Here is a 25,097-nt window from a genome sequence, read left to right as displayed (position 1 = left end):
TATGACTTACTTGGTTTACGATGGAAGTTTTGAAGGCTTCTTAAGTGTAATTTTTCAATGTTACCAGCAAGACCTAAGCCCTGCAAACATCTGCAGGGAAGCGGCTTTTCAAGAAATCCTGTTTGCCGAAAAACAATTCATTTCAACCGATGAAAAACAGGCAGAAAGGGTTTGGAAAGGCCTGCAGAAAAAACTCCATCGGCGCAATAAAGATTTGCCCTACCGAACTTTTCTATCAGAACAACCCGGCATTGAGATGATGCTTTACCGTTTCATTTGTCGTTTGTTTGACAACAATTTTAGCATTGAAACCGATTACGGAGATGCCGATGTACTTCAACTCAAAAAAATTGAACGCCAGGTACTGCAGGAAACAGCCCGGCTACTTGAATTTGTAAGATTTCAGGAAACCAAAGATGGCATCTACTTCGCCCCCGTTGAGCCTGCTTTCGATGTATTGCCTTTTGTTCTTCACCATTTTAAAAATCGTTTTGCCGATCAGCAGTGGATCATTTATGACATCAAGCGAAATTATGGCTTCTATTACGATTTGAAAACAACACAGGAAATCGTTCTTTCAGAACAGAATTTTTCGGCATGGGATGGGAAAGTAGATGCCAATCTCTTGCAGGAAAATGAAGTCAATTATCAAAGACTCTGGAAAAACTATTTTGACAGCATCAACATCAAGGAACGAAAGAACCCTAAGCTGCAACGTCAACACATGCCCCAACGCTACTGGAAATTCCTTCCGGAAAAGTCGCTCAAGTAATACTTACAGGCCCTAATCACAAAACAAGCCAAAGGTATACAAACAAAAAAGCTCCCATCAAATGATGGAAGCTTTTCCGTTAAGTCAAACTAATATCTTTATTTTTTAAAGAAGTCTTTAACCATTTCATTAGGAACGATTTCTTCCTGAAATGTGTATGCTCCGGTTTTTTCTGATTTTACCATTTTAATTACTTTGGCAAAACCTTTACCGGCACCTTTTTGCAATGATGCAACTGCTTTCTTAGCCATATCTCAATTTATTTAATTTCGCGGTGAACAGTTACTTTTTTCAAAATTGGGTTGTACTTTTTCAACTCCAAACGATCAGGCGTATTTTTCCTGTTTTTCGTTGAAATGTACCTTGATGTTCCGGGCACACCACTTTCTTTGTGCTCGGTGCATTCCAAAATAACCTGGACTCTATTTCCTTTTTTAGCCATTGTTTACGCTTTTAAATATTCGTTACGAATCCTTTTTCTTTAGCTTCTTTTAATGCGGCAGTTAATCCTTTTTTGTTAATAGTACGGATACCTGCTGCAGAAACAGTTAACGAAATCCAACGATCTTCCTCTGGAAGATAGAATTTCTTCTTGAACAAATTCGGGAAAAACCGACGTTTTGTTCTTCTTTTTGAGTGTGAAACATTGTTTCCCACCATCATTTTTTTTCCGGTAACTTGACAAACTTTTGACATTGTCTTATTTTTTATTCAGAATCACACATTTTTCAAACAGTTCGCAAAATAAGCGTTTTTTCTTGTAAAAATCAAATTGTTTCGGTTTTTTTTCTTGGTTTTTTCAACAACTAATGGTTTAAAAATCAAAAAGTTTTTCTTCCTCTGTGTCAACAGGCTCTTAAATGACAACTTTTCTAGAATCAATTGCCCAGCAAAGATAGTCTTTTCCCGAAGTTAAGGAAAGCCCTTATTACCAAAATGGAAGAGATACTTTTACCTAACTATAAAAACATTTATGACGACATCCTGTTGAAGGAAGTCAGACGGGGATTGCTAATAATCGTCAGCCCTGTTTCTTTTTATCGAAAAGTCCGCTATTTTAGAGCAAGTTTTATTTGACCTATGAATTCAACTCAAATACGCCATTATCCAACGATTTTAGGAGCCGCTCATTTGGTTATCCTTTACATCTTTATTCAAACGGTTGTTGATTTTCCGTTGGCCATTTGGGACTATTATCATGGCACCGAGTATTTATCGCACCCCATCAAAAAAATTGTTCTTTCACTCGGATCCATATTGTTCATACTGTATTTTGCTTACCGAAAAGCCCAAACTAAAATCAGCAGGCTGTTTCCGGCTAAACGATTCAACCTGCTTATCTTTATTCCAATCCTGACATTTCTTGCAGCGGCTCATGTGTTTCTTGGAGAAATCAACCGGGAAGTCGAGCGTGTGTTTCCGGCTCCGCCTTGGTTTTGGGAGCTTTTCGCACGGATTTTTGAAAATGACTTCGGTTTTTGGGGAGCCTTGCTTAAAGTGGCTGTTGTTGCCCCCATTGTTGAAGAACTCATTTTTCGTGGCGTCATTATGCATGGTTTTATGCGAAACTACCCTAAAATCGTTGGGATTGTTGTTTCGGCCCTGTTCTTCGCCTTGTTTCATTTAAATCCCTGGCAATTTCCAGCCACCTTCCTGCTTGGGCTGCTCCTGGGCTGGGTTATGGTCATTACCCGAAATATCTTTGCCTGCATTATCGGGCACTCCATCAATAATCTGCTGGTTTTGCTTTCCATTGAATATTGGGAAGAAATGACCCAGTTTTCCTTCTTCTTGCTTGAAAAGGAAGACCAATTAACAATCAGCTACCTGGTCGCCGGGTTCAGCCTGGTTCTTATCGGCTTGCTGGCCACCTTTTCAAATAAATCAAACAAACAGCTTTCTTCATAATGGATTACGTTTTAATTGTCTTGGGCATCCTGTTTCTGATTAGTGGTATTTTGGGAGCCGTTGTTCCCGTATTGCCCGGTCCTCCACTCAGTTATATTGGTTTATTGCTGCTGCATATTACCGGACGATACCACTTTTCAAGCCGTTTTTTAATTCTTTGGGCTGTTATTACTGTCGTGGTTTACCTGCTCGATTATTTTATTCCGATATGGGGAACTAAAAAGTTTGGCGGAAGCAAACGCGGTGTTTGGGGAAGTATCATTGGCTTAGTTGTCGGCATGGTATTTTTCCCTCCCTTTGGCATTATTATCGGGCCGTTTCTGGGAGCCGTACTGGGCGAATTGAGCAGTGGGAAACAGTCGCACGAGGCTTTTCGCTCCGGCTTGGGATCATTCCTTGGCTTCCTTGCAGGAACCCTGCTCAAGCTCATCGTATCTGGTATGATGGCTTGGTATTTTGTTGCTGAAATGACTAGCTGATAAGGTTCATTTTATGATTACTCCCTATATTTAAGCTGATCTTGATATTAACCCAACAAGGTTTTCGGGAAAAAATTCTACCTTTAACCAATTCTAAAGACGTTTGATGTTTAAAATTGAAATGGATCAGGTCTGGTAAATAACCTTTGATATAGTGTCTCAGGTTATCCCAAAACTAAACTCAGGCATAAATTTGTCGGAGGTATTTTCATGTCTATTTTGTTAATAACATTTTGAGGCCTTCCCCCTAATCAGATAATTCATCGGGCATGGTTTCAATCCTTTAAAAATCAAACATCAATGAGTAACGATAATACATCCATTCACGATTTCGACTTCAATCTAATCTGCGAGTATTTTTCCAGTATCGACCGACAAGGCCCTGGCAGCCCGGGAGTGACGCTAAAAGCCCTGAGTTTTGTCGATCACCTAACCGATGAATCGCGTATTGCGGATATTGGTTGCGGCACTGGCGGACAAACCATGGTTTTGGCGCAGCACGCGCCCGGACAAATTACCGGCGTTGATTTGTTTCCACTGTTTATTGACTTGTTCTATCAAAATGCTAGCAGGCTGAACCTACAGCATCGAGTAAAAGGACTTGTTAGCTCAATGGACAAGCTCACTTTTCAGAAAGAAGAACTGGACCTGATTTGGTCTGAAGGAGCAATCTACAATATTGGCTTTGAACAAGGACTAAAGGAGTGGCGCAAATTTCTGAAACCAGGCGGTTTTATTGCTGTCTCCGAAGTGTCGTGGTTTACAGACGAGCGCCCTGCCGAAATCGACCAGTTTTGGCAGGATGCCTACCCTCAGATTGACACCATTCCCCATAAGGTAGCTCAAATGCAAAATGCGGGCTATGTTCCAGTGGCTAGTTTTATATTGCCTGAAACGTGTTGGCTTGATCATTTTTACAAGCCACAAATTGCAGCACAGGAAGCCTTTCTGAAAAAACATGCCGGGAATCAAACTGCAGAAGCGTTTATTGCCAACCAACGCCATGAAGAAAAACTATACCAAAAGTACAAAGCCTTTTATGGCTACGTATTCTACATCGGGAAGAAACTTTAATCCATCTGAAATAAAGGAAGGATTGCTCCTTTAAACTGGACAATCCTTCTATTTAATAATCCCATTAAACAAAGAAAGAAGCCCTTGCAAGGCTTCTTTCTTTGTTTATCGTCGGAATGAGCGATTTTGTGCTTTGTTTCTGTTGGCAAAGAATTCTTGCCTACGCTGCCTTTTTTCCTTTTCAAAGGCTTTCTTTTCATTGGCCGTCATTGGCTTGTCGGTTTGTGGAAACGGATTATCCTTCACCTGATCAATTTTACGTTTAATCAAGCGCTCAATATCCCTGATGTACTCGTTTTCTTCTGGTTCGCACATCGAAATAGCAATCCCTTCGTCACCAGCCCTACCCGATCGTCCAATCCGGTGAACATAGGTTTCTGCCACATTAGGAATATCATAATTAATAACATACTTCAACCTATCAATATCAATTCCACGGGCAGCAATATCAGTTGCTACCAACACCCGAATTTCCCGATCTTTGAATTTAGCTAAAGCTTTTTGACGCTGATTCTGGGCTTTATCGCCATGAATAGCAGCCGATTCGACACCATGTTTTTTCAGATAACGGACAATTTTATCGGCTCCGTGTTTCGTACGTGAAAACACCAACACCTGGTCCAAGTCCTGGTTTTTCAGAATGTGTACCAACAAATTGTTTTTATCTGCCCGGTTGGTGTAATACAAATACTGACTAATCGTTTCCGCCGTTGACGACACCGGACTAACCTCTACTTTGGCCGGGTTATGCAGAATTTTGGTCGAAAGCTCCATGATGTTTTTAGGCATGGTAGCCGAGAAAAACAACGACTGTCGCTTTGTCGGAAGCTTGGCAATAATCTTCCGTATTTCATGAACAAAGCCCATATCCAACATGCGGTCGGCTTCGTCCAGTACAAAATATTCAATGTGGTTCAGCTTGATAAATCCCTGGTCCATCAAGTCAAGCAAACGCCCGGGAGTTGCTACTAAAATATCTACCCCATTGCGCAAGGCATTGGTTTGCGCCCCCTGCTTTACGCCTCCAAAAATAACCGTATTCTTAAGGCCGGTATATCTTCCATAGGTCGATAAACTCTCACCAATCTGTATGGCCAACTCACGTGTTGGAGTGATAATCAGCGACCTTATGGCACGCTGATGGTTTCGCTGGCGCTGTTCTTGAAAAAGATGTTGTAAAATTGGAATTGAAAAAGCGGCTGTTTTACCGGTTCCTGTTTGTGCACTTCCCAGTACATCTTTGCGTTGCAAAATAATTGGGATCGCTTTTCCTTGTATGGGTGTTGGTTCTGTATATTTTTCTTCGTTTAATGCCTTTAAGATAGGCTCAATAATTCCTAGTTCTTCAAATAATGTCATTCACTAATTTTTGTTCCCACCTAAAAATAAACTGAATTAGAAATGATGGGATGATAAATAAAGGGCGCAAAGGTAGCATTTAAATCTTACTTAGGTTGATCGCACTCTTCAGCACTGCTTATAAGCCGCCGATTTAATATTACCAATACCTTATCCATGGAAGGACATAAGTTCAGTCTGGGCTGAAAACTTACAGGTTGAAGCTACTCCTCAGTCTGGCAAACAAGAATTAAGCCCGGATCAGAGATCCCAAATCCCTTCGTTTACAGCTATGTTAAGCCTTTGTAAAGAAGCCTAAACAAATAGAAGTGAAAATCGTTAACAGTATTGACTGAAATGAACAAATGACGAATTCTTTCTCAGCCCATTTCGTCCTGGAAAACCAAACAGATTAAAAACCATAAAACAAAAATGCACATGAAGTACTACATTGAAAAAATTACGAACTACACCTTTGACCAGGCCGTTGAAAAAGTAACGGATGAACTGAAAAAAGAAGGTTTTGGTGTGTTAACACAAATCGACATTCATGATAAATTGAAAGAGAAGCTGGATGTCGACTTTAGAAAATACCGCATACTTGGAGCCTGCAATCCTCCGGCGGCCTACCAGGCCTTGCAAGCCGAAGATAAAATTGGCACCATGCTTCCTTGCAATGTAATTGTTCAGGAAACCTTGGATAAAAAGGTTGAAGTAGCTGCTGTAAACCCCATCGCCTCGATGATGGCGGTGGAAAATCAGAAACTGGCTACAATTGCCGAGGACATTACCAGTCGGCTGGAGCGCGTTATTGCTGCCGTTTAGCAAGCAGCTTCCAACCAATTACCCATGAAAAGCAGATTGTAACTCCTTTCGAAAAAAAAGGTGGAATCATCTGCTTTTTATGTTCTTTTAAAAATCCATTGGAAAGCAATCAAAAAATGCAGCCCTTATTAAACCACTAATAATCAAATCTCCATCACCGGCAAGACGCCACACTTCCTGTCTTTCATTTTTCAGAAGTTCAGACTGCAAGAAAGCTGTAAACCAATAAACATAAGAAACACTTAAGCGTTACGACACAACAAACTGAAGTCCAAAGAACTTAGGCCTGATCTTAATGAAAAGCGATGGCAAATAAGCCCTGCAGCTACCATTCAAAAAGAACAATTAATACCTTTGAGGTCTTGTCAACAGTAAGAAACAGGACCAAATACCCCAATTAAAAAGTGGAAATCAAACGAATAAGCATGGTGAGAAGAAAAGGAAAACAATTGATTCGGGCTGAGGAAATTGCCAATTCGGTTTCACACGGAATTGGTGTCGCATTAGCTATTGCCGGAGTATGCCTTTTAACGGTTTTTGGGGCACTTTATGGTACCGTCTGGCACATTGTAAGTTTTGCCGTGTTCGGCGCCAGCATGGTTTTGCTTTACCTGGCCTCTACCCTTTTTCACGGCGTTAAAAATCCGCGGCTAAAAGCAAAATTGAACCGTTTTGACCATTCAGCCATTTACATTTTGATTGCCGGCTCCTATACGCCAATATCGCTGATTGCCCTTCGCGGCTGGATTGGCTGGACCATTTTTGGCTTGATCTGGTCAATGGCTGTTGCAGGAATTGTATTTAAAATCTGGTTCTATTCATCCAAATGGCGCAACCTGTCAGCTTGGCTTTATGTCGCGATGGGCTGGTTAATCGTGTTCGCCATTGTGCCTATGATCAAAAACGTACCCCCAGTTTCTCTTTGGTTTTTGCTGGCTGGTGGGCTGAGCTACACAGTGGGTGCCTTGTTTTACTTATTTCCCAAAGTACCGTTTTTTCACCTGGTTTTTCACTTGTTTATTTTGGGTGGCTCGGTGTGTCATTTCTTTTCGTTTTTGTATTTACTTCCCATTTAGGCGGGCACAACACACCTTGCCAGTTCTCCGCTATGAATTTATTTGATTGCCACAGCTTCAAGTAACTGTTCAAACTCCTCCGGGAGTGTTGCCTCAAACTCAAGCTTTTCACAGGTAATCGGATGGGTAAAGCCCAATTTGGAGGCATGCAGCATAAGGCGATTGAACCCCCATTCGGCTTTTATCAACTTGTTCAGGGTAAAGTCGCCATGATGCGAATCACCCACAATGTCGTGCCGGTTTTTAGCAAAATGCTGCCTGATTTGATGCCAGCGACCGGTTTCGGGCAGCACGCGAACCAAGCTCAAGCACACATTGGTATGCTCCTTATACGAAATGGCAGTTTGAACCGTACGTATTCTCTGAAAACGCGTCAACGCACTTTTCTTGAATTTGCTTTTTTTCTTTACCACCACTTTCTCATCAAAAACACCTTCCTCGGCTACTTCTCCCAGCACAATAGTGGCGTACTCCTTTACAACTTCCTTGCGCTCAAACTGAAGGGTTAAATCATGCGCCACCTCTGAGGATTTGGCCAAAATAATCAGGCCTGAAGTTTTTGAATCCAGCCGATGCACGTTATAAATCCACTGACCGGTTTCATCGCCAATCAACTTGGTCAGGTATGGAGCATCGTGCGGCATAAAATCATTTTTGTGCACAGGTAAATCAACAGGTTTATTCACCACCAGTAAATGGTCATCCTGAAAAATAATTGGTATATCCATGAGGCGTTTTAAATGGGTTGTTTTTGTTTGCGGCTGCAAGATACCTTACTTTTAACATATCTGACTAAACAAATTCATAAATCCAGCTGTCTCGTTTAAATAAAGCAGAAAAATGGCCACCAAGGCCTAAAAAAGAATAACAATGAAACTAAATCCCTTGAATCCATTTGAAGAGCATGTAATCCGGTACAAAGGAACTGAACCGGCCTTTTCCGGGAAATATTACAAAAATAAGGAGACCGGAACCTATTGCTGCAGGCAATGTAATGCACCACTGTACCGATCGACCGACAAGTTTGACTCAGGCTGTGGCTGGCCCAGTTTTGACGATGAAATTGAAGGAGCAGTCCACCAGACACTTGATGCAGACGGCAGACGAACTGAAATAACCTGCGCCCAATGTGGTGGACACTTGGGGCATGTTTTTAAAGGCGAAGGGTTTACTCCGAAAAACACACGCCATTGTGTTAATTCGGTTTCGCTAAGCTTTGTTGCTGAAAAGAAATAGAAAAGGCTGCAAATGATGCAGCCTTCGAATAATTTATTGCAGCTCTTCGCTTGTAATCCCATCCAAATAGAAAATGGAGTAATAGCCTTTGCCGGTAGCCTCAATCTTTTCCCGCATTTCAGCAATTTGCTCCAGCTGATCCCGGTTGTGGTTACCTCCGTCCACTTCATGATTACCTTCGCCGTCATGGCCTAAGGCATGATCTTCGTTGCTGGCAACTCCTTCTTCTTCCAGCTCTGCAACCATTTCAGCCACATAGGCATCGTCAATTCTGATTTCCTGCAAAATTCCCTTTACTTTCAGGTCGCTGCCCATTTGCTCCTGATTGAATGAACCAATTTGATTGCCGGCTTCAACACGAATGGTTGCATCTTCGCTACTTCCCATCAGAAAACAACGCTCGCCACCGTGCTTGCAAACATGCGATACCATACCGGTTATCAGCACTTCTTTTCCAACAAATGCATCGCCTTTTTGCTGAATTTCATCAACAGTAAATACAGTTAATTCTTCGGAAGCCGCTTCCGACTTTTTCGAGGTTTGCTGGCATGCCGAGCCAATCAGCAGCATCGCCAGAATAAAGCTTAGTCTTCTCATACGTAGTGGTTTTTCTTTTGATGATCAAGATATATAAAATACAATAAAAAACAGCGGAAGCAGAATCCCCAGCAGCGTAAGCCACAAACCTCTGCCTGTTAAGCCATTTCGGCCTTTTAGAATAAATAAGCCGGACAAGGCGACAAAAATCAGAATGGCAGCCAATACATCGGAAACCCACACCCAGGCTTTTAAGGTAGCAGCCATGTGCAATTTATTGATGTGATAAAAGACCGGTCGTTTCAGCAGCAGCTCCAACTTGGCTTGCCCACCTGTCGGGTCGAAAATAACCATTCCGTTCTCAACAAATACTTTCACCACACCCTCGTCGCTGTTAAAGTGCTTTTTGTAAACCGGGGCTGCCTCAAATTGCTGCAAAAGCTGCCCGATTTCTTCTGAACTGTATGTTTTCCACTCCCCTTTTTTTAGCTGAATGGATTCAGAAACAACAGAATAATCGGGATTCCAATCTTTCCGATGATTTAGCGCGATCCCTGAAACGGCGTAAATCAATAAGATTCCCGTAATGAAATACCCTAAATCCCGATGCCATTTCCTCAAAAAACGTCTCATGTTCATTTTTCTCTTTATTTCGAACTTAAGTTCATTATATTTGTATCGAATTTTGCAACGAAAATAAACAAAAATTAATCATAAAAAAGATGATAAAGATAGCAATCCCTTCAAAAGAGAACAGCATTGATAACCACTTTGGTCATTGCGAATATTTAACCATTGTTGAGTTAAACGAACAGCTTGATATAATCCGGGTGAGTCCGAAAGCAACCGATAAAAGTTGTGGCTGCAAAAGCAACCTGGCCGAGGAGCTAGCCAGCGAGGGCGTTCAACTGCTTTTGGCAGGAGGAATTGGACAAGGCGCCATTAATAAGTTGAAGTCTCAACATATTGAGGTAATCCCCGGTTTCCAGGGAACGATAGAAGAAGTTATTGCCAAATGGAAAGCGAAAGACTTTCCGGCAGACCTTTCAATTTGTACTGAACATCAAAGTTGCTCGCATTAAGATTGAGTGAAATCAGCGAATTGAACCTGGGCGCTAATCAACTGATAAACATCGGCAAATGAATTAGCGCCCATTAGGCTGGTGCGCAAATGGGCAGCACCTTCAAACCCATTGACATAGATTTTGTAAAACCGTTTAAGGATATTGAAATTCTTTACACCTCCCCAGTTGGCCTCAAACAAGCGGGTGTGAAAAACAAGTTGTTCCAGTTTTTCTTCCCGGGTAGGATTTTGCGGAGTTGAATTGAAAAACCAGGGATTGTGAAAAATCCCTCGTCCAATCATGACCCCATCAACACCATACTGTTGCGTATAGTCTACGGCCTGGGCGTAGGAAAGCACATCGCCATTGCCCAAAACAGGAATTTCAAGCCCTGAAGCATCGCGCAAATCCACAGCTTTGGCTATTTCATCCCAATTGGCTTCACCATCCGACTGCTGCTTTTGTATGCGCCCGTGCAGCGTGATGGCGGCCGGTTTCGTCTCCAGCAATTGATTAATCCAGCGCTCCGTTTCGTGTTGTCTGATTCCGGTTCTTGTTTTTACTGAAACAGGTAGCTTGGTTGCTTCTTTCGAAGCCAGAATAATTTCCTGCGCCAAAGCAGGCTGATCGATCAGTGCACTGCATGATCCTTGTTTTACCACATTTTTAACCGGACAGCCCATATTAATGTCTATCCCATCAAAATCATACTCTTCCGAAATCTCCTTGGTAATTTTATGGAAAACTTCTGGTTTGTTCCCCCAAATCTGAGCAATCAGTTTAATCCCTTTTTCCTTCAGGACTTCCCGTTCACTTTTACTCACAATCAGGCGCTCTGAAACCCTTTCCTTCCCCTTCGGATGATTCATTCCGTCTACTGCCGTAAACTCAGTAAACAAAAGATGTAAACATTCGGGATATGAAATGCGGGCTACCAACTCACGAAATGAAGTGTCGGTAACATCTTCCATAGGCGCCAAGGCCATGATTGGAGCTTTTATCTCTTTCCAAAAATTAGTCATGCTCAACGGTTGCGCTTTGGCTTTCTGTTTTTAGCCGGTTATCAATGCTTTTTCGAAAACTTTTTCGGTTGCCAAATTTACGTTTGAAAGTTTGAACGTGCAACAAGCGCTCTTCTTCCGTGGCATGCAATACCGACTGACACTCACTAGTGCAACAGCCTTCGTATTGCAGAGCACAGGTCTCGCATTGAATAAAGAGGATGTGACACAAGTCATTGGCGCAGTTGGTATGCGTATCGCACTTACGTCCGCACTGGTGACAGTGGGCAATCACTTCCCCACTGACCGTTTCCCCCAAGCGCTGATCAAAAACGAAGTTTTTACCTATGAACTTTGACTCAAGATCAAGCTGTTTAATTTGCCGGGCATACTCAATAATACCTCCATGCAGTTGGTTAACATCGCTGAAACCATGGTGTCTCAAATAGGCACTTGCTTTTTCACAACGTATACCTCCCGTACAATACAACAGGATCTTACGCTCTTTTTGCTCCTTCAAATCATTGACAACCATTTCAATTTCTTCGCGAAAAGTATCCGCCTCAGGGCAAATAGCTCCTCTGAAATGGCCAATCTCACTCTCGTAATGGTTGCGCATATCCACCAGCAAAACGTCCGGCTGATCAACCAGATCATGAAATTCTTTCGCCGATAAATGGGTTCCAACATTGGTGGTATCAAAAGCACGTTCGTCCAAGCCGTCGGCCACAATTTTCGGACGCACTTTAATGGTCAGCTTATAAAATGACTTACCGTCATCCTCAATGGCATACTTGATCGGCATAGCCTTGAGCTGCTCCATTTCTTCCAAATGCGACAGAAATGCAGGCAAGGCTTGCTCCGGCACGCTCATCTGGGCATTAATTCCTTCCCGGGCCACATAGATGCGCCCCAAACATCCAAGCTTATCCCATTGAAAATAAAGCTCATTCCGGAACTCCTGAGGCTCATCAATCGCTACATAGCGGTAAAATGAAATCGTTCTTCGCTTGAAAGTCTCTTCATTCAAGCGCCTGGTCAACTCCTTTTTACTGTATCGGTTATACAAATGCATCTTGCTAAATTTTGCTGCAAAGATAAAAAATCCTTCCATATAGGAGTAGCGCATCTTTAAATGTGTTTCTCTACTGGCAGAAGTAAACTGTTCAGCCCTTTTTTGCTCATTTTCCGAAAATGCTGGTTATAAATGCAAATATATTCTATAACATATTGGCATTTTTTACACCCTGAAAAACAATTATTTATAATAGCCGAAATCGGCTGTGTTTTCTATTTGTTAAGAAATTTTAAGGTTTTTTTAATATTGGAATGAAATATATGCTATATTAGCAGAGCATTTAAAAACAAGTGCTTTTAAATGAAATAATTATAGATACCTTTTCTCTTTTAAACCAATAATTATTTTCTGGTCTAACTAAACTAAATTATGGACAACGGGTTATCATGACGATGGTAACCCGCTTTTTTTTGCACCAACCAGTCAATAAGGATCTTAGCCTATAAACACCCTTCACAACAATCCTTCGGAATAAACAGGGTTCTTTCATGTTATTTATCTATAAATTAAATTTTACGAATTTTATTCTCATAAGCGTTTTTAGAATACACCCACTTCTTTTTTGTAATTGTTCTCCTGCTGACGACATTCAGGCAAAAACTTCTGCCTGATTAATAGCAAATTACATACGGATTAATTATATTTGGTTGACAAGGATTATTTTCACACTTGACAGTTTTTTATACCATCCTTTCAAGAATTTACATCGAAGATTAATCCTACTTGTGCGTGTGCTTAAACAAGAAGAACAAGAAAGGAAATATTGCTGACTAGTCTTTCAATAGGACAAAGATTAAATCGGCTTAAGATAGAAGGTGTTGGAATTACAGCAGTAATTGCTATGAATAAAGCGCAAAATACAGGTAATGGAGAAGGAAAACTACAATCAAAAAAACACAGGTAAAAATACTAACTCTTCGGGGAATGACACTGCTCAGGTTCCCGCAAGTACCAATAATGTCAAAGTTAATCCGATAAAAATACTTCATCTGGAAGACACACCCGAAGACTCTGAACTGGTGTTGATGGCTCTGAAAAGAGATGGCTGGCGTATCGACTACACCCGCGTGGATAGCGAAGCTGATTTTGAAAAAGCTTTACAACAAGCCAGTTTTGATATTATTCTGGCTGATTATCATTTACCCGGATACAATGGGATTGCCGCTTTGCAATTATGCGCCGAACACTATCCTGAAACTCCGTTTATCATTGTTTCAGGCACTCTGGGCGAAGAGATAGCTGTTGAAATGTTAAAAGTTGGGGCCAATGACTACCTCCTGAAACAGAATCTTCAACGACTAAGTCCGGCCATCAAACAAGCCCTGGCTGAAACCGAACTGAAAAAGCAAAAACAAAAAGCCGAAGAAAATCTCAGGCAAAGCGAAGAGAAATACCGTAAGATCTTTGAAAATATTCAGGATGTATTTTTCCAGATTGATACACATAACCATTTTCTAGAAGTAAGCCCTTCCATATCTCGCATGATTGGCTACTCCCCTTCTGAGTTGATCGGTCATCATGCCTTTCATTTTTTTGAACATCCAGAAGAATATGACTTCCTGATCGAGGAAATTCAGCAACATCTGGAAGCTTGGGACTACGAAGTTCGGCTAAAAACGAAAAAAGGCGCCATTAAGTACGTTTCGCTAAATGCGCACAAACTATTTGACGACAATGGAACCTTAATCGGAATAGAGGGCTCCATGAGAGATATTGACGAACGAAAGCGCGCTGAACAAGAACTCATTGAAGCCAAGAATCACGCAGAAGAGAGCGATCGGTTAAAGTCCGCTTTCCTGGCCAATATCAGTCATGAAATAAGAACTCCAATGAACGGTATTCTTGGATTTGCCAGCCTTTTAAAAGAACCTTTTTTAGAAGAAAGGGAGCAACAGCGATACATCAAAGTCATTGAAGAAAGCGGCCAACGCATGCTAAACCTGATCAATCAAATCATCGATATTTCAAAGATTGAATCCGGCCAAATGAAAGTCGTTAGTTCCAAAGTCAATGTCAATGAAGAGTTCCAGCGTCTGCTGACCTTCTTTTCACCCATGGCCAAAAGGAAGAACCTTCTTCTTCGTTGCACGAAGCCTCTTCCGGAGAAACATACCTTGATTTATACCGATCAGGAAAAGCTTTTTGCCATTTTATCCAACCTGCTGAACAATGCGCTGAAGTACACCAAAGCCGGCTGGGTTGAGTTTGGTTGTAAACTCGAAAGTAATCAGCTTCATTTTTTCGTCAAAGACTCAGGCATTGGTATTTCAGACCAAAAACAAGCTGCGATATTCAATCGTTTCGTTCAGGCTGACATATCGGTTTCCAAAGCCTACGAAGGTGCAGGCCTTGGACTTTCGATCTCCAAAGCCTATGTTGAGATGCTTGATGGAACGATCCGCCTTGAATCTGAAAGAGACAAAGGATCCTGCTTTTTCTTCAATATCCCCTACCGGCCTGCTTAAACGCCTTTATGCTATTGCTTTCAGGGCCTGCTCAATATCCTCCATCAAGTCCTCCGCAGCCTCTATCCCCACTGACAAACGCATGGCCGTTGGGCTGATTTTCATGGCCTTTCGGTCCTTCTCCGAAAACTCCACAAAAATGGTTGACCAAGGATGAATGATCAACGATTTGTTGTCGTTCAAGTTGGTTGCACGGCGAATCATTTGCAGATGATTCATGAAGGTAAAGCAAGCCTTTTCCGACTCCAGCTCAAATGTCAGGATCGTTCCTGGCTTTCCCTGAAACTGAGTTGCGGCCAACTCATAATCCTTGGAACCTTTCAGCCCGGGATAAGTAAGCCCACAAACCTTGGGATGCCGGGTCAAAAATTCACCCAACTTCATACAACTGCTATACGAACGCTCGAAACGAAGCTCCAGCATATCGAGTCCCAGAATCTGATAGTGAGCAGTGTGTGCAGACATTGCGCCCCCCGTATTTCGGAAATAATTTTTCCGCAAACGTGCCATAAAAGTATCTTTCCCAAACTTTTCTGTCAGTGATTTCAGGTTTGGGTTAAGCGACCAGTCATAGTTTCCATGATCCAGAATCACCCCTCCAAAGGACGTACCTCCACCAGAAATATGCTTGGTCGTTGACATCACTTCGATATCGACTCCTAGAGAGCGGCCATTAAAAACGACCGGAGGAGTAATGGTACTATCTGCTATTAACAGCAAATTATATTTGCGCGCAACGGCCGACAGTTTTGAAATATCTGCCAACTCCAACTGCGGGTTGGTAACTGTTTCAAAGTAAATTGCCCGGGTATTTTCATCAATCAGTCGCTCCACCAAATGCGATTGGGTGGTATCGACAAACCGTGTTTCCAAGCCATAGTTTCGTAAACTTTGATCAAGCAAAGAGAAAGAATGGGCAAACAGATGATTGCCTGAAATAATGTTGTCGCCACTTTTGCAAACCGATAGAATTGTGTTGCTGATGGCAGCCATCCCCGATGCAACAGCCAACACCTGATGCGCTCCGGTCAGCGCCTTCATCTTCTGCTCGAAATATTCGACTGTTGGATTACTTGTTCGTGAATAAACATGTGCCGGAAGCTCGCCTCTGAAATTGGCCGACATGCTTTCCGAAGAATCAAACTCATAAGCAACAGTTTCATAAACGGGCATGTCCAGCGCTCTATGCGCATCATTCCGCGGAAACGGAACATGAAGTGATCGGGTAGTAAAACTCTTTTTCATTCTTTCTTTGCTTGTTTATACACCCCAAAGATAACAGCTGGAAACGAAATCAGTTTTAAGAAAGAGCACCCTATTTCAGCAACAGCAAATCGCAATCGCTCAACTGCTACAAAAACAAGCTATTTTAAAGCCACTTACAACAATTGCAGATCAATAAATAATAATGCTTAAATGCCCTTCAAAAACCAACTGCCAATCCAGCTTAGCTAATTCCGAAAAATTCCACTTTCTTATTACCTTTGTTTTTTTCAATAACTGGCTATGAAAACAAGCTGTCTGACATTACTATTTTTGCTTCCTGCCCTTCTTCTATTTGGCCAAAATCCCAATCTGAAGCTGGGCCTACTCAAATACAAAGGGGGCGGAGACTGGTATGCTGATCCAACGGCTTTGCCAAATTTGATACGATTTTGCAATCAGGAGCTTCAGACCAGCATTGATCCGGAGCCCGCTACTGTTGAGCCGGGAAGCATTGAACTATTCAATTATCCGCTGGTGCACATTACCGGGCATGGCAATCTGATTTTTTCGGAGGAAGAAAGCCGCAACCTACGTGCCTACCTGGAAGCCGGCGGCTTTCTGTACATTGATGACAATTATGGACTTGATCCTTATATCAGGCGGGAGATGAAAAAGGTTTTTCCTGATCAGGAATTTACCGAACTCCCAGCCAATCATCCGATTTACAATCAAAAATTCAAATTTAAAAATGGCCTACCCAAAATTCATGAACATGACAATAGGCCCCCTCAGGGTTTTGGCCTGTTTCATGAGGGGCGCCTGGTTTGCTTTTACACCTACGAGTCGGACTTAAGCGATGGCTGGGAAGACCCGTCAGTGCACAACGACCCACCGGAGGTTCGCCAAAAGGCCTTGCAAATGGGAGCAAACCTGATCACCTACGTTTTTAGTCATTAACATCAACAAAAAGAAATACTTGTGAAAGTACTTGCAATTAACGGAAGTCCGCGGAAACGCGGAAATACTCAACTTTTAATACAGAAAGTTTTCGAGCCGCTTCAGGCTGAAGGAATTGAAACCGAACTTTACCAACTTGGAGGCAAACAGGTACATGGGTGCACCGCCTGTGGCAAATGCCGCCAGGTAAAAGACGGACGATGTCACATTAAAAATGATGCTATAAACGAATGCATTGAAAAAATGCTTGAAGCCGATGCCATCATTCTGGGCTCGCCGGTCTATTTTGCTGATGTCAGCACCGAAATGAAGGCTTTAATTGACGTATCCGGCTATGTAACCCGAGGCAACGGCCACTTGCTCAAACGCAAAGTTGGCGCCGGAGTTTTAGCCGTTCGACGAGGCGGCGAGTTACATGCTTTCGAAACACTCAACAATTTCTTTTTAATCAGCCAAATGATCATCCCCGGCTCAAGCTATTGGAACTTTGCATTTGGAGGCCCGGAAGGAGCGGTTCTGGAGGATGCCGAGGGGATGCAAATCATGAAAACATTGGGTGAAAATATGGCTTGGTTATTGAAAAAATTAAAAGCCTGATCAAGCTTGAACTATGTGACAATCTGCTTGTTTTCAAGAATAAAATGACGATCATGAATTGGAATAAAGAAGCAGAGAAAATCACGAAAGAGTTCACATTTAAGAATTTTACCGAAGCGCTTCAGTTTGTCAATAAAGTCGGCGAATTAGCCGAAAGCATGGATCATCATCCTGATATCTTGATTCATGCTTACAAAAAAGTAAGCATCAGCCTGACCACACACAGCAAGGGAGGATTAACCGACAAAGACTATCAGCTGGCTGAAAAAATTGATAATATTTAACACATGCACGGGGAAAAGGAATGAAACACATTCCTTTTCCCCGTGCATAGAACCAAATTCCAGGCCTGTCAGGATGCATTGGGATTCAAACAACGAAAATGCATGAATTTACGCGTGAAGTTAAAATTCCTTTTTAACAATATTCTGAAGGGCTTACTCTGGATGGCAATTTTGGCAGCCTTGTATTTGCTTGCCAAGGAATACATTATTGCAGACAATCACGACATCTGGCTTGAACGATTTTACAGCCGCCCAATGCTTATCTACAGCATCTATATAGGCTCTGAAATATTATTCGGCCTGTTCCCGCCCGAAATTTTTATGCTTTGGGCTTACTTTAAAGGCGATGTGTGGCACTATGCCGCCAACGTCCTGTTTTTCGCCGGAGTTTCCTACGCTGCAGGCTATTTAGCATTTTTAATTGGGCGCTACCTGCGTAAAGTTGTTTTGTTTCGCTTTCTAGGTCGCAAGTTCTTTAGTAAATACTGGCCCTTGTTTCGTAAATATGGCTCCTTTCTGATTATCACGGCAGCCCTTACCCCCCTTCCCTGGTCGTTAATTAGCATGTTGGTTGGCACTACAGAATATCCCATGAAGAAATACCTAAACTTGGCCTTGTTTCGAATTCTGCGTTTTGGAGTCTACGGCTACATCATTTTTCAATCGCACCAATTGGCCTGACCGTGAATCTTCTGGGAAGCACAGCGGGAGCGCAATGCCTTATTTAGACAAGCTTTTTTCAACCAATCGACACCAATCTTGTTTAGTAAGTGAACTCTAAAGATGAACTATGTTTAAACGATTAAAAGAAAAATGGGAGGTGGAGTCAAACATACAGCTGGCCCTCATTTTCTTGGTTTTTTCCATATCAGGAAGTGGTGCTCTTGTCATACGAAAGTTGGTCTTTCACCTGGTTGATTATTCGCCGGAATGGCCATTCTGGCTGACTGCTGTGACTTATGTTCTTACCATTGTTCCGGCTTACCAGATCATGCTAATCTTTTTTGGCACCTTGTTTGGGCAGTTTGATTTCTTCTGGAAATTTGAAAAGAAACTTTTGCGGCGGTTTGGAATCAAGTTAGACAATTAGCCCAGCCCTGCTTTTGCCAAAATGGCGACGAGGCAACCAGAAAATTAACAGTTAATCAATCAAAGAAAAAAGCAATGGAAGTAGCAACATTTGGAGCGGGGTGTTTTTGGTGTACCGAAGCCGTTTTTAAAGAGCTGAAAGGCGTTGAATCGGTTGTCTCGGGCTACTCCGGAGGCGAAATTATCAATCCCTCCTACCGGGAAGTAACAACCGGACGCACAGGGCATGCTGAGGTTGTTGAAATTGAGTTTGATCCTGCCACAATCAGTTTTCCGGAACTATTGGAAGTATTCTGGGCAAGCCATGATCCCACCACCCTGAACCAGCAAGGAGCTGATATCGGTACGCAATACCGCTCAGTCATTTTCTATCACAATGAAAAACAAAAGCAGCTTGCTGAAACCATGAAACAGCAGCTCAATGATGAAAAAATATTTAATGCGCCGATAGTAACAGAAATTAGTCCCTGGCAGAATTTTTTCAAAGCCGAAATCGACCATCAAAGCTATTACCAAAACCACCCCAACCAAGGCTATTGCCAGTTTGTTATTGCTCCTAAATTGAGTAAATTCAGAAAGACCTTTCAAAGCAAACTAAAATAAGGCATCATAAAATTCAAACTGCTTTACCTCTCCTTATTTCTTGCACTAACAGTACCTGCTTTGGCTCAGCGTGAATTCAAAATGACTGAAGGAGACACCACATTTGTGATGAAACGTTACTTGTTTATGTATCTTCTGGCTGGCCCCGAATGTAGCCAGGATTCAACGGAAGCCAATCAAATACAACAACAGCACCTGGCTCATTTAAACAAGTAGGCCAAAACCGGAAAGCTTGTTATGGCAGGTCCTTTTCAGGATGGAGGAAATTATCGGGGACTGTTCATTTTTGATGTAGCAACCATAGCTGGAGCGCGAAGACCCCGCCGTTCAAAAAGGACGGCTAAAAATGCAACGCTTTTACTGGTGGGGAGCCAAAGGAACAGCCCTCCCTTAAACGCTAGTGAAACTCCATTTCAAAAGACAGTTAACTTCGGGCCAAATCGGTTAAAGTATTTTTAGTCCGGTCAAGGTAGTTGTCAATCTGGGCAGTGGTTTCAAAACCAACAATCATCATATCAACACACCCCAACCCAAGGACAAACTTCAGGGCGTGATTGATTTTATCGCTGTCGTTCCGATACTCTCCATTTCCAACTAATTTCATCCCAACAACTCCTTTCCCTTTCTCATGAAGCTGATTAATAACCTGAACAACTTCTGCCGGATCGGGCTTATCCATTGCAATACCGTAAGGATTAATTCGAACATGGACAATATCCACCCAGTCGCTCGCAGCAGCTGCTTTCATGGCATCCAACGAATGCACCGAAACACCATGAGCCCGAACTATGCCCTTATCTTTTAGCTTTTGCAGAATATCCATCTGTCGCTTTTGCGTGTCCGTCCACTCGCTATCCACCATGCAATGAATCTGAACCATGTCAAGGTAATCCGTATTCAATTCTTTTCTGAAACGGTCAATCACCACATCCGCATCCGGCCTTTCAGGTTCGGGAATACCTCCTGGACGAACCCATATTTTTGAGCAAAGTGTAATTTTTTCACGCGCCATTCCCTCCAGCGCTTCTTTCATTAAAGGATGTGTTCCGTAGCTGTCGGCACAATCGAAGAAGCGAATTCCACGCTCATAAGCATGCCGAAGTACCCCCAGGCTCTTGCTCTTGTCCTGGCGGGTCAAAAAAGCGGTACGCCCTCCGGCATGTACTCCAGTCCCAATCCCAATTAAGCTCGTCTCCAAGCCAGATTGCCCCAGCCTGATCGCCTGCAACGGATCGGTTGAAAAGCTGTTTTTGTCAGAAGCCAATAAAGGGTTTGAGAATAAAAGATGTGCTGTTCCCATCGATAAAGCAGCAACAAATTTTCGGCGAGTGAAGCTGGAAGCATCCATAGTTTCCTGATTTTAGTGTTGTTAGTTTCAACAAATATATCATAAAAAAGGTTGATCAAGCTGAATTTTAATGCCTTGAAGCTTGCCAGACAACATATAAAGATCAAAGCCAGTTTTGAAAACACCTGCCTATCTATATATTAGATACCTCGTAAAGCTTACCATTGGCTACCGATGCATCTCATGTCAAATCCGAATTGGACATCCAAATAACCTTTAGCATTCATAAAATGCGTTTTCTTTTCAGGTTCTATCCCAAAAGACTAAAAACAAAGCACTGCAAAAACACTCCCCAACGAAACAAGCCTCAAGAAGCTACAAGCTGACTATGAGCACCCTCACTCAACTAGTCCCCTTTTAAAATTCCATTATGAATCATGGTTCATAATAAAAAAGTTCATCCTCCCCAGAAACATGATAAAAATACAGGTTAATATTTTTTCGCTTAACATTAACTTCACAATGAGGGCCGTATTAATTAGACCCCTTTTAAATAAGATTTGAAGCCATACGATTGCTGTTTTAATTTTTATATTTGGTCGCGAAAATTATAGCGCAATCTATTCTAATTCACAATTATGAAGCAAATCAAATACATTACTCCTGAAGAAGCAGTAAAAGTTATAAAATCCGGAGATCGTGTTCACTTAAGTAGTGTGGCTGTTACACCACATACGCTTATCAAACCAATGGTCGAGCGTGGACGCGCCGGAGAGCTCTACGACGTTAAAATCCAACACATTCACGTGGAAGGAGAACTTGAGTATGCCAACCCCGAATTTGAAGGAATTTTCGTTTCCGAGCAATTCTTTGTTGGAGCCAACCTGCGTAAGCAAACGCAAGCGGGTTATGCCGATTACATTCCGGTTTTTCTGAGCGAGACTCAAAAGTTAATTCGTGAAGGTTACCTGAAAGTCAATGTGGCCATGATTATGGTGTCAACACCCGACAAGCATGGTTTTGTTTCACTCGGAACATCTGTTGACGCAACTAAAGCGGCTATTGAGTGTGCTGATGTTGTTATTGCAGCCGTTAACCCGAATGTGCCAAGAGCCTGGGGAGATGCCATGATCCACATCAATGAGATCGATTTATTTGTAGAAGATAACATTGAGCTTTATGCTCACGACATGGCTCCACTGACTGAAACGGATATTCAGATTGGTAAAAATGTAGCCGAGTTGGTTGAAGATGGTGCCTGCCTGCAAATGGGTATCGGTGGAATCCCCAATGCAGTACTGGCTCAGTTGGGCAACCACAAAGACTTGGGTGTTCATACCGAAATGTTTGCTGATGGTATTCTTCCTTTGGTTGAAAAAGGAGTGGTTACCGGAAAGCACAAAGCGATTGATAAAGGTAAAATGGTAGCCTCTTTCTTGATGGGAACCAAAAACCTGTACGACTTTGTAGACGATAACCCCATGGTAGCCATGATGGATGTTGCCCACACCAACAATGTGCACGTCATCCGACAAAATGATAAAGTAACAGCCATTAACTCAGCATTGGCTATTGACCTTACTGGACAAGTTTGTGCTGACTCAATTGGTATTAAACACTATTCAGGTGTTGGCGGGCAGATTGACTTTATCCGTGGTGCTGGCCATTCAAAAGGTGGTAAGCCCATTATTGCTCTACCATCGGTAACGGCCAAAGGGGTCTCTAAAATCAGCCCAATCCTCATTCCAGGATCAGGTGTTGTAAGTACCCGGGCTAACATGCACTGGGTAGTAACCGAGCAGGGAGCCGTTAACTTATACGGAAAGACCTTGCAAGAGCGTGCACGTTTGCTTATTTCAATTGCTCACCCACAACACCGTGAAGAATTGGAAAAAGCAGCCTATGAACGCTTCGGTTCTCATTTCCACTTTATACAAAAAACACAAAATGCATAATGCATAACAACAGGCAGGCTCGACCTGCCTGTTTTGGTATTTTAATGTTTTTAATAAAGAGAGAGTTTATTTTTTTAAATCAACTTCGAATTTTTGAGTCTTTTGTTTGAATATATTTCAAAGAAAGAAAAATGAAATCAGATCGTTTTGTTTTAGGAGCTCCAAGTAACTCTTCCCCGACTTTTCGCAGCAATGTGTCTGGTCCGCCAAAAGAGCAACACTCCTGAAACAGGCAAGCAGAAATACTTTATTAATCATCATAAATTAAATCAGCATGAGCGTATCACATATCGAACACATCGGAATTGCAGTTAACAGTTTAGAGGAAGCCATTCCTTACTATGAAAAGGTTTTGGGCTTAAAATGCTATGCCATTGAAGAAGTAGCAGATCAAAAAGTGAAAACAGCCTTCTTTAAAGTTGGCGACACAAAAATTGAATTGTTGGAGTCGACTGATCCTGAAGGACCAATTGGCAAATTCATTGAGAAAAAAGGTCAAGGCATTCACCACCTGGCTTTTGCCGTTGACAATGTTAACGAATCATTGAAAGAAGCTGAAGCCAATGGTGTCCGTTTGATTGATCAGACCTCACGTAAAGGAGCTGAAGGATTAAACATCGGCTTTTTGCATCCGAAATCAACCTTGGGTGTACTGACTGAATTTTGCAGCGAAAAATAACCAATTATCATTTATTCAATTACAATGAGCAATCAAGATAAAATCAACAAACTAATCGAGTTACGGGCTGAAGCCAAGCTTGGAGGTGGAATCAAACGCATTGAATCCCAGCACGCAAAAGGAAAATTCACAGCTCGCGAACGTATTGAAATGCTACTGGACGAAGGTAGCTTCGAAGAATTTGACATGTTTGTCACGCACCGTTGTACCAACTTTGGCTTGGAAAAAACCAAATTTATGGGTGACGGTGTAGTTACCGGACACGGAACGATTGACGGACGTGTTGTTTATGTATTCTCTCAGGATTTTACCGTATTTGGCGGATCATTATCTGAAACTTTTGCACAGAAAATTTGCAAAGTGATGGATATGGCCATGAAAGTCGGAGCTCCTGTTATTGGAATCAACGACAGTGGTGGTGCCCGTATTCAGGAAGGGGTTACCAGCTTGGCCGGATACGCCGAAATTTTCGAGCGCAACATCCTGGCTTCCGGAGTTATTCCTCAAATTTCTGCCATCTTCGGTCCTTGTGCCGGTGGAGCCGTTTACTCTCCTGCCCTGACTGACTTCATCATGATGACAGAGGAAAACTCGTACATGTTTGTAACCGGACCAAAAGTTGTTAAAACAGTTACCGGTGAAGACATCACAACCGAAGACTTAGGAGGTGGTAAAGTTCATGCCTCTAAATCAGGAGTTTCTCACTTCTTGGTAGAAAACGAAGAAGAAGGTGTTCTGATGATTCGCAAACTGCTTTCTTACCTTCCTCAAAACAATCTGGAAGAAGCACCAATCACCGAATGTGATGATCCAATCGATCGTCTGGAAGACTCATTGAATGAAATCATTCCGGATAACCCCAACCAACCATACGATGTAAAAGATGTGATTCACTCGTTGGCTGACTATGGTGAGTTCCTGGAAGTACACCGGAACTATGCTAAAAACATTGTCGTAGGTTTTGCGAAATTCGATGGACAACCGGTAGGAATTGTAGCCAACCAGCCCAACTACCTGGCCGGAGTATTGGACATCGAAGCTTCACGGAAAGCAGCTCGCTTTGTACGTTTCCTTGACTGCTTCAACATCCCAATCATTACCTTAGTTGACGTTCCTGGATTCCTTCCTGGTAGCGGACAAGAATATGGTGGTATCATTACTCACGGAGCCAAGCTTATGTTTGCTTACGGAGAAGCAACGGTACCAAAAATTACCATCACGCTGCGTAAATCATACGGTGGTGCACACGATGTAATGTCATGTAAACAATTGCGCGGAGACCTGAACTATGCCTGGCCTTCAGCCGAAATTGCTGTAATGGGTGCTGCTGGTGCTGTTGAAGTATTGGAAGGACGTAAGTTACGCGAGATTGAAGATCCGAACGAACGCGCTGAATTCATCGCCAAGCACGAAGAAGAATACAAGGAGAAATTTGCCAACCCATACCAGGCAGCTTCTTACGGATACATTGATGATGTGATTGAACCGCGAAATACACGGATCCGGATTATTCGGGGATTACAGAGCTTAGCAACGAAAAAGCTGGTAAATCCTCCTAAAAAACATTCAAACATTCCATTATAATC

29 protein-coding genes are annotated in these 25,097 nt (G+C 42.3%); 18 read left to right on the top strand and 11 right to left on the bottom strand.

Annotated features, from left to right (window positions below; translation table 11 throughout):
- Position 1: 1 nt before the first annotated feature.
- On the top strand, positions 2-772 hold the full coding sequence (locus Q1A18_RS04460; protein ID WP_299577723.1) for a TIGR03915 family putative DNA repair protein: 771 nt from the start codon (positions 2-4) through the stop codon (positions 770-772).
- A 98-nt stretch (positions 773-870) separates the two neighbouring features.
- On the opposite strand, the gene Q1A18_RS04455 is transcribed toward Q1A18_RS04460, so the two are convergent.
- The 3 genes from Q1A18_RS04455 to rpmB are packed head-to-tail and all read right to left on the bottom strand — an operon-like array spanning position 871 to position 1,468.
- Complete coding sequence (locus Q1A18_RS04455; protein ID WP_299577722.1) at positions 871-1,023, bottom strand: DUF4295 domain-containing protein; 153 nt, start codon at positions 1,021-1,023, stop codon at positions 871-873.
- Positions 1,024-1,031: 8 nt separating this feature from the next.
- Positions 1,032-1,214: a 50S ribosomal protein L33 gene (rpmG, locus tag Q1A18_RS04450; RefSeq protein ID WP_299577721.1), complete on the bottom strand. Its 183-nt coding sequence runs from the start codon at positions 1,212-1,214 to the stop codon at positions 1,032-1,034.
- An 11-nt stretch (positions 1,215-1,225) separates the two neighbouring features.
- Positions 1,226-1,468 (bottom strand): 50S ribosomal protein L28, encoded by a 243-nt coding sequence (gene rpmB / locus Q1A18_RS04445; RefSeq protein ID WP_299577720.1) that lies wholly within the window; start codon positions 1,466-1,468, stop codon positions 1,226-1,228.
- A gap of 384 nt (positions 1,469-1,852) precedes the next feature.
- Here rpmB and Q1A18_RS04440 point away from each other — a divergent pair, with 384 nt between their 5' ends.
- From Q1A18_RS04440 to Q1A18_RS04430, 3 genes are all read left to right on the top strand, one after another.
- Complete coding sequence (locus Q1A18_RS04440) at positions 1,853-2,680, top strand: type II CAAX endopeptidase family protein (RefSeq protein WP_299577719.1); 828 nt, start codon at positions 1,853-1,855, stop codon at positions 2,678-2,680.
- Positions 2,680-3,159, top strand: coding sequence for a DUF456 domain-containing protein (locus tag Q1A18_RS04435; RefSeq protein WP_299577718.1), 480 nt, complete (start codon positions 2,680-2,682; stop codon positions 3,157-3,159). The genes Q1A18_RS04440 and Q1A18_RS04435 overlap by 1 nt, the downstream gene beginning before the upstream one ends.
- Positions 3,160-3,459: 300 nt before the next feature.
- The gene (locus Q1A18_RS04430) at positions 3,460-4,233 is read left to right on the top strand and encodes a class I SAM-dependent methyltransferase (protein ID WP_299577717.1); all 774 of its coding nucleotides are present in this window, start codon (positions 3,460-3,462) and stop codon (positions 4,231-4,233) included.
- Positions 4,234-4,338: 105 nt separating this feature from the next.
- Here the strand turns inward: Q1A18_RS04430 and Q1A18_RS04425 are convergent, their stop codons facing one another.
- Complete coding sequence (locus Q1A18_RS04425) at positions 4,339-5,592, bottom strand: DEAD/DEAH box helicase (protein WP_299577716.1); 1,254 nt, start codon at positions 5,590-5,592, stop codon at positions 4,339-4,341.
- 417 nt (positions 5,593-6,009) lie between these two features.
- Between Q1A18_RS04425 and Q1A18_RS04420 the strand changes: the two genes are divergently transcribed.
- Both Q1A18_RS04420 and Q1A18_RS04415 read left to right on the top strand, forming a co-directional pair.
- Entirely contained in the window at positions 6,010-6,396 is a 387-nt protein-coding gene (locus tag Q1A18_RS04420; RefSeq protein ID WP_299577715.1) for a DUF302 domain-containing protein, read from the top strand.
- Positions 6,397-6,821: 425 nt separating this feature from the next.
- The gene (locus Q1A18_RS04415; RefSeq protein ID WP_299577714.1) at positions 6,822-7,472 is read left to right on the top strand and encodes a hemolysin III family protein; all 651 of its coding nucleotides are present in this window, start codon (positions 6,822-6,824) and stop codon (positions 7,470-7,472) included.
- Between the two features lie 38 nt (positions 7,473-7,510).
- On the opposite strand, the gene Q1A18_RS04410 is transcribed toward Q1A18_RS04415, so the two are convergent.
- Entirely contained in the window at positions 7,511-8,200 is a 690-nt protein-coding gene (locus tag Q1A18_RS04410) for a pseudouridine synthase (RefSeq protein WP_299577713.1), read from the bottom strand.
- A gap of 142 nt (positions 8,201-8,342) precedes the next feature.
- Here Q1A18_RS04410 and Q1A18_RS04405 point away from each other — a divergent pair, with 142 nt between their 5' ends.
- Complete coding sequence (locus Q1A18_RS04405) at positions 8,343-8,708, top strand: methionine-R-sulfoxide reductase (RefSeq protein ID WP_299577712.1); 366 nt, start codon at positions 8,343-8,345, stop codon at positions 8,706-8,708.
- Positions 8,709-8,741: 33 nt separating this feature from the next.
- On the opposite strand, the gene Q1A18_RS04400 is transcribed toward Q1A18_RS04405, so the two are convergent.
- Both Q1A18_RS04400 and Q1A18_RS04395 read right to left on the bottom strand, forming a co-directional pair.
- Positions 8,742-9,305 (bottom strand): hypothetical protein, encoded by a 564-nt coding sequence (locus tag Q1A18_RS04400; RefSeq protein WP_299577711.1) that lies wholly within the window; start codon positions 9,303-9,305, stop codon positions 8,742-8,744.
- Positions 9,306-9,329: 24 nt separating this feature from the next.
- Positions 9,330-9,878 carry a PepSY-associated TM helix domain-containing protein gene (locus Q1A18_RS04395; protein ID WP_299577710.1) on the bottom strand — a complete coding sequence of 183 codons (549 nt, stop codon included), beginning with the start codon at positions 9,876-9,878 and terminating at the stop codon, positions 9,330-9,332.
- Positions 9,879-9,967: 89 nt separating this feature from the next.
- Between Q1A18_RS04395 and Q1A18_RS04390 the strand changes: the two genes are divergently transcribed.
- Complete coding sequence (locus tag Q1A18_RS04390; RefSeq protein WP_299577709.1) at positions 9,968-10,327, top strand: NifB/NifX family molybdenum-iron cluster-binding protein; 360 nt, start codon at positions 9,968-9,970, stop codon at positions 10,325-10,327.
- Here the strand turns inward: Q1A18_RS04390 and Q1A18_RS04385 are convergent.
- Together Q1A18_RS04385 and Q1A18_RS04380 are read right to left on the bottom strand one after the other, a co-directional pair.
- A complete protein-coding gene (locus tag Q1A18_RS04385) occupies positions 10,324-11,331 on the bottom strand; it encodes a tRNA-dihydrouridine synthase (protein ID WP_299577708.1) in 1,008 nt (335 codons plus the stop codon). The two genes, Q1A18_RS04390 and Q1A18_RS04385, sit on opposite strands and share 4 nt — an antisense overlap.
- Positions 11,324-12,385, bottom strand: coding sequence for a rhodanese-related sulfurtransferase (locus Q1A18_RS04380; protein WP_299577707.1), 1,062 nt, complete (start codon positions 12,383-12,385; stop codon positions 11,324-11,326). The genes Q1A18_RS04385 and Q1A18_RS04380 overlap by 8 nt, the downstream gene beginning before the upstream one ends.
- Before the next feature lie 869 nt (positions 12,386-13,254).
- Here Q1A18_RS04380 and Q1A18_RS04375 point away from each other — a divergent pair.
- Positions 13,255-14,853, top strand: a complete 1,599-nt coding sequence (locus Q1A18_RS04375) for a PAS domain S-box protein (protein WP_299577706.1) — start codon at positions 13,255-13,257, stop codon at positions 14,851-14,853.
- Between the two features lie 6 nt (positions 14,854-14,859).
- Here Q1A18_RS04375 and Q1A18_RS04370 read toward each other — a convergent pair whose 3' ends face one another.
- Positions 14,860-16,098, bottom strand: a complete 1,239-nt coding sequence (locus Q1A18_RS04370) for an aminotransferase class I/II-fold pyridoxal phosphate-dependent enzyme (protein ID WP_299577705.1) — start codon at positions 16,096-16,098, stop codon at positions 14,860-14,862.
- 261 nt (positions 16,099-16,359) lie between these two features.
- On the opposite strand from Q1A18_RS04370, the gene Q1A18_RS04365 reads away from it, so the two are divergent.
- The 6 genes from Q1A18_RS04365 to msrA all read left to right on the top strand — a co-directional run bounded on the left by Q1A18_RS04365 (position 16,360) and on the right by msrA (position 19,589).
- Positions 16,360-17,016 (top strand): DUF4159 domain-containing protein, encoded by a 657-nt coding sequence (locus Q1A18_RS04365; RefSeq protein ID WP_299577704.1) that lies wholly within the window; start codon positions 16,360-16,362, stop codon positions 17,014-17,016.
- Positions 17,017-17,037: 21 nt separating this feature from the next.
- On the top strand, positions 17,038-17,613 hold the full coding sequence (locus Q1A18_RS04360) for a flavodoxin family protein (protein WP_299577703.1): 576 nt from the start codon (positions 17,038-17,040) through the stop codon (positions 17,611-17,613).
- 53 nt (positions 17,614-17,666) lie between these two features.
- Complete coding sequence (locus Q1A18_RS04355) at positions 17,667-17,897, top strand: 4a-hydroxytetrahydrobiopterin dehydratase (protein WP_299577702.1); 231 nt, start codon at positions 17,667-17,669, stop codon at positions 17,895-17,897.
- Between the two features lie 102 nt (positions 17,898-17,999).
- Entirely contained in the window at positions 18,000-18,578 is a 579-nt protein-coding gene (locus Q1A18_RS04350) for a hypothetical protein (RefSeq protein ID WP_299577701.1), read from the top strand.
- Positions 18,579-18,687: 109 nt separating this feature from the next.
- Entirely contained in the window at positions 18,688-18,987 is a 300-nt protein-coding gene (locus tag Q1A18_RS04345) for a DUF6787 family protein (RefSeq protein ID WP_299577700.1), read from the top strand.
- A gap of 74 nt (positions 18,988-19,061) precedes the next feature.
- Positions 19,062-19,589, top strand: a complete 528-nt coding sequence (gene msrA / locus Q1A18_RS04340; RefSeq protein WP_299577699.1) for a peptide-methionine (S)-S-oxide reductase MsrA — start codon at positions 19,062-19,064, stop codon at positions 19,587-19,589.
- A 424-nt stretch (positions 19,590-20,013) separates the two neighbouring features.
- Here the strand turns inward: msrA and Q1A18_RS04335 are convergent, their stop codons facing one another.
- Entirely contained in the window at positions 20,014-20,937 is a 924-nt protein-coding gene (locus Q1A18_RS04335; protein WP_299577698.1) for an aldo/keto reductase, read from the bottom strand.
- Positions 20,938-21,515: 578 nt separating this feature from the next.
- Here Q1A18_RS04335 and Q1A18_RS04330 point away from each other — a divergent pair.
- From Q1A18_RS04330 to Q1A18_RS04320, 3 genes are all read left to right on the top strand, one after another.
- Complete coding sequence (locus Q1A18_RS04330) at positions 21,516-22,832, top strand: acetyl-CoA hydrolase/transferase C-terminal domain-containing protein (protein ID WP_299577697.1); 1,317 nt, start codon at positions 21,516-21,518, stop codon at positions 22,830-22,832.
- 274 nt (positions 22,833-23,106) lie between these two features.
- The gene (gene mce / locus Q1A18_RS04325) at positions 23,107-23,511 is read left to right on the top strand and encodes a methylmalonyl-CoA epimerase (RefSeq protein WP_299577696.1); all 405 of its coding nucleotides are present in this window, start codon (positions 23,107-23,109) and stop codon (positions 23,509-23,511) included.
- A gap of 24 nt (positions 23,512-23,535) precedes the next feature.
- On the top strand, positions 23,536-25,095 hold the full coding sequence (locus Q1A18_RS04320) for an acyl-CoA carboxylase subunit beta (protein ID WP_299577695.1): 1,560 nt from the start codon (positions 23,536-23,538) through the stop codon (positions 25,093-25,095).
- Positions 25,096-25,097: the final 2 nt, after the last annotated feature.

Source organism: uncultured Sunxiuqinia sp. (assembly GCF_947495665.1).
GTDB lineage: Bacteria > Bacteroidota > Bacteroidia > Bacteroidales > Prolixibacteraceae > Sunxiuqinia > Sunxiuqinia rutila.
Note: the sequence above shows the minus strand (reverse complement) of the source record. Positions and strands in the feature narration are given on the sequence as shown.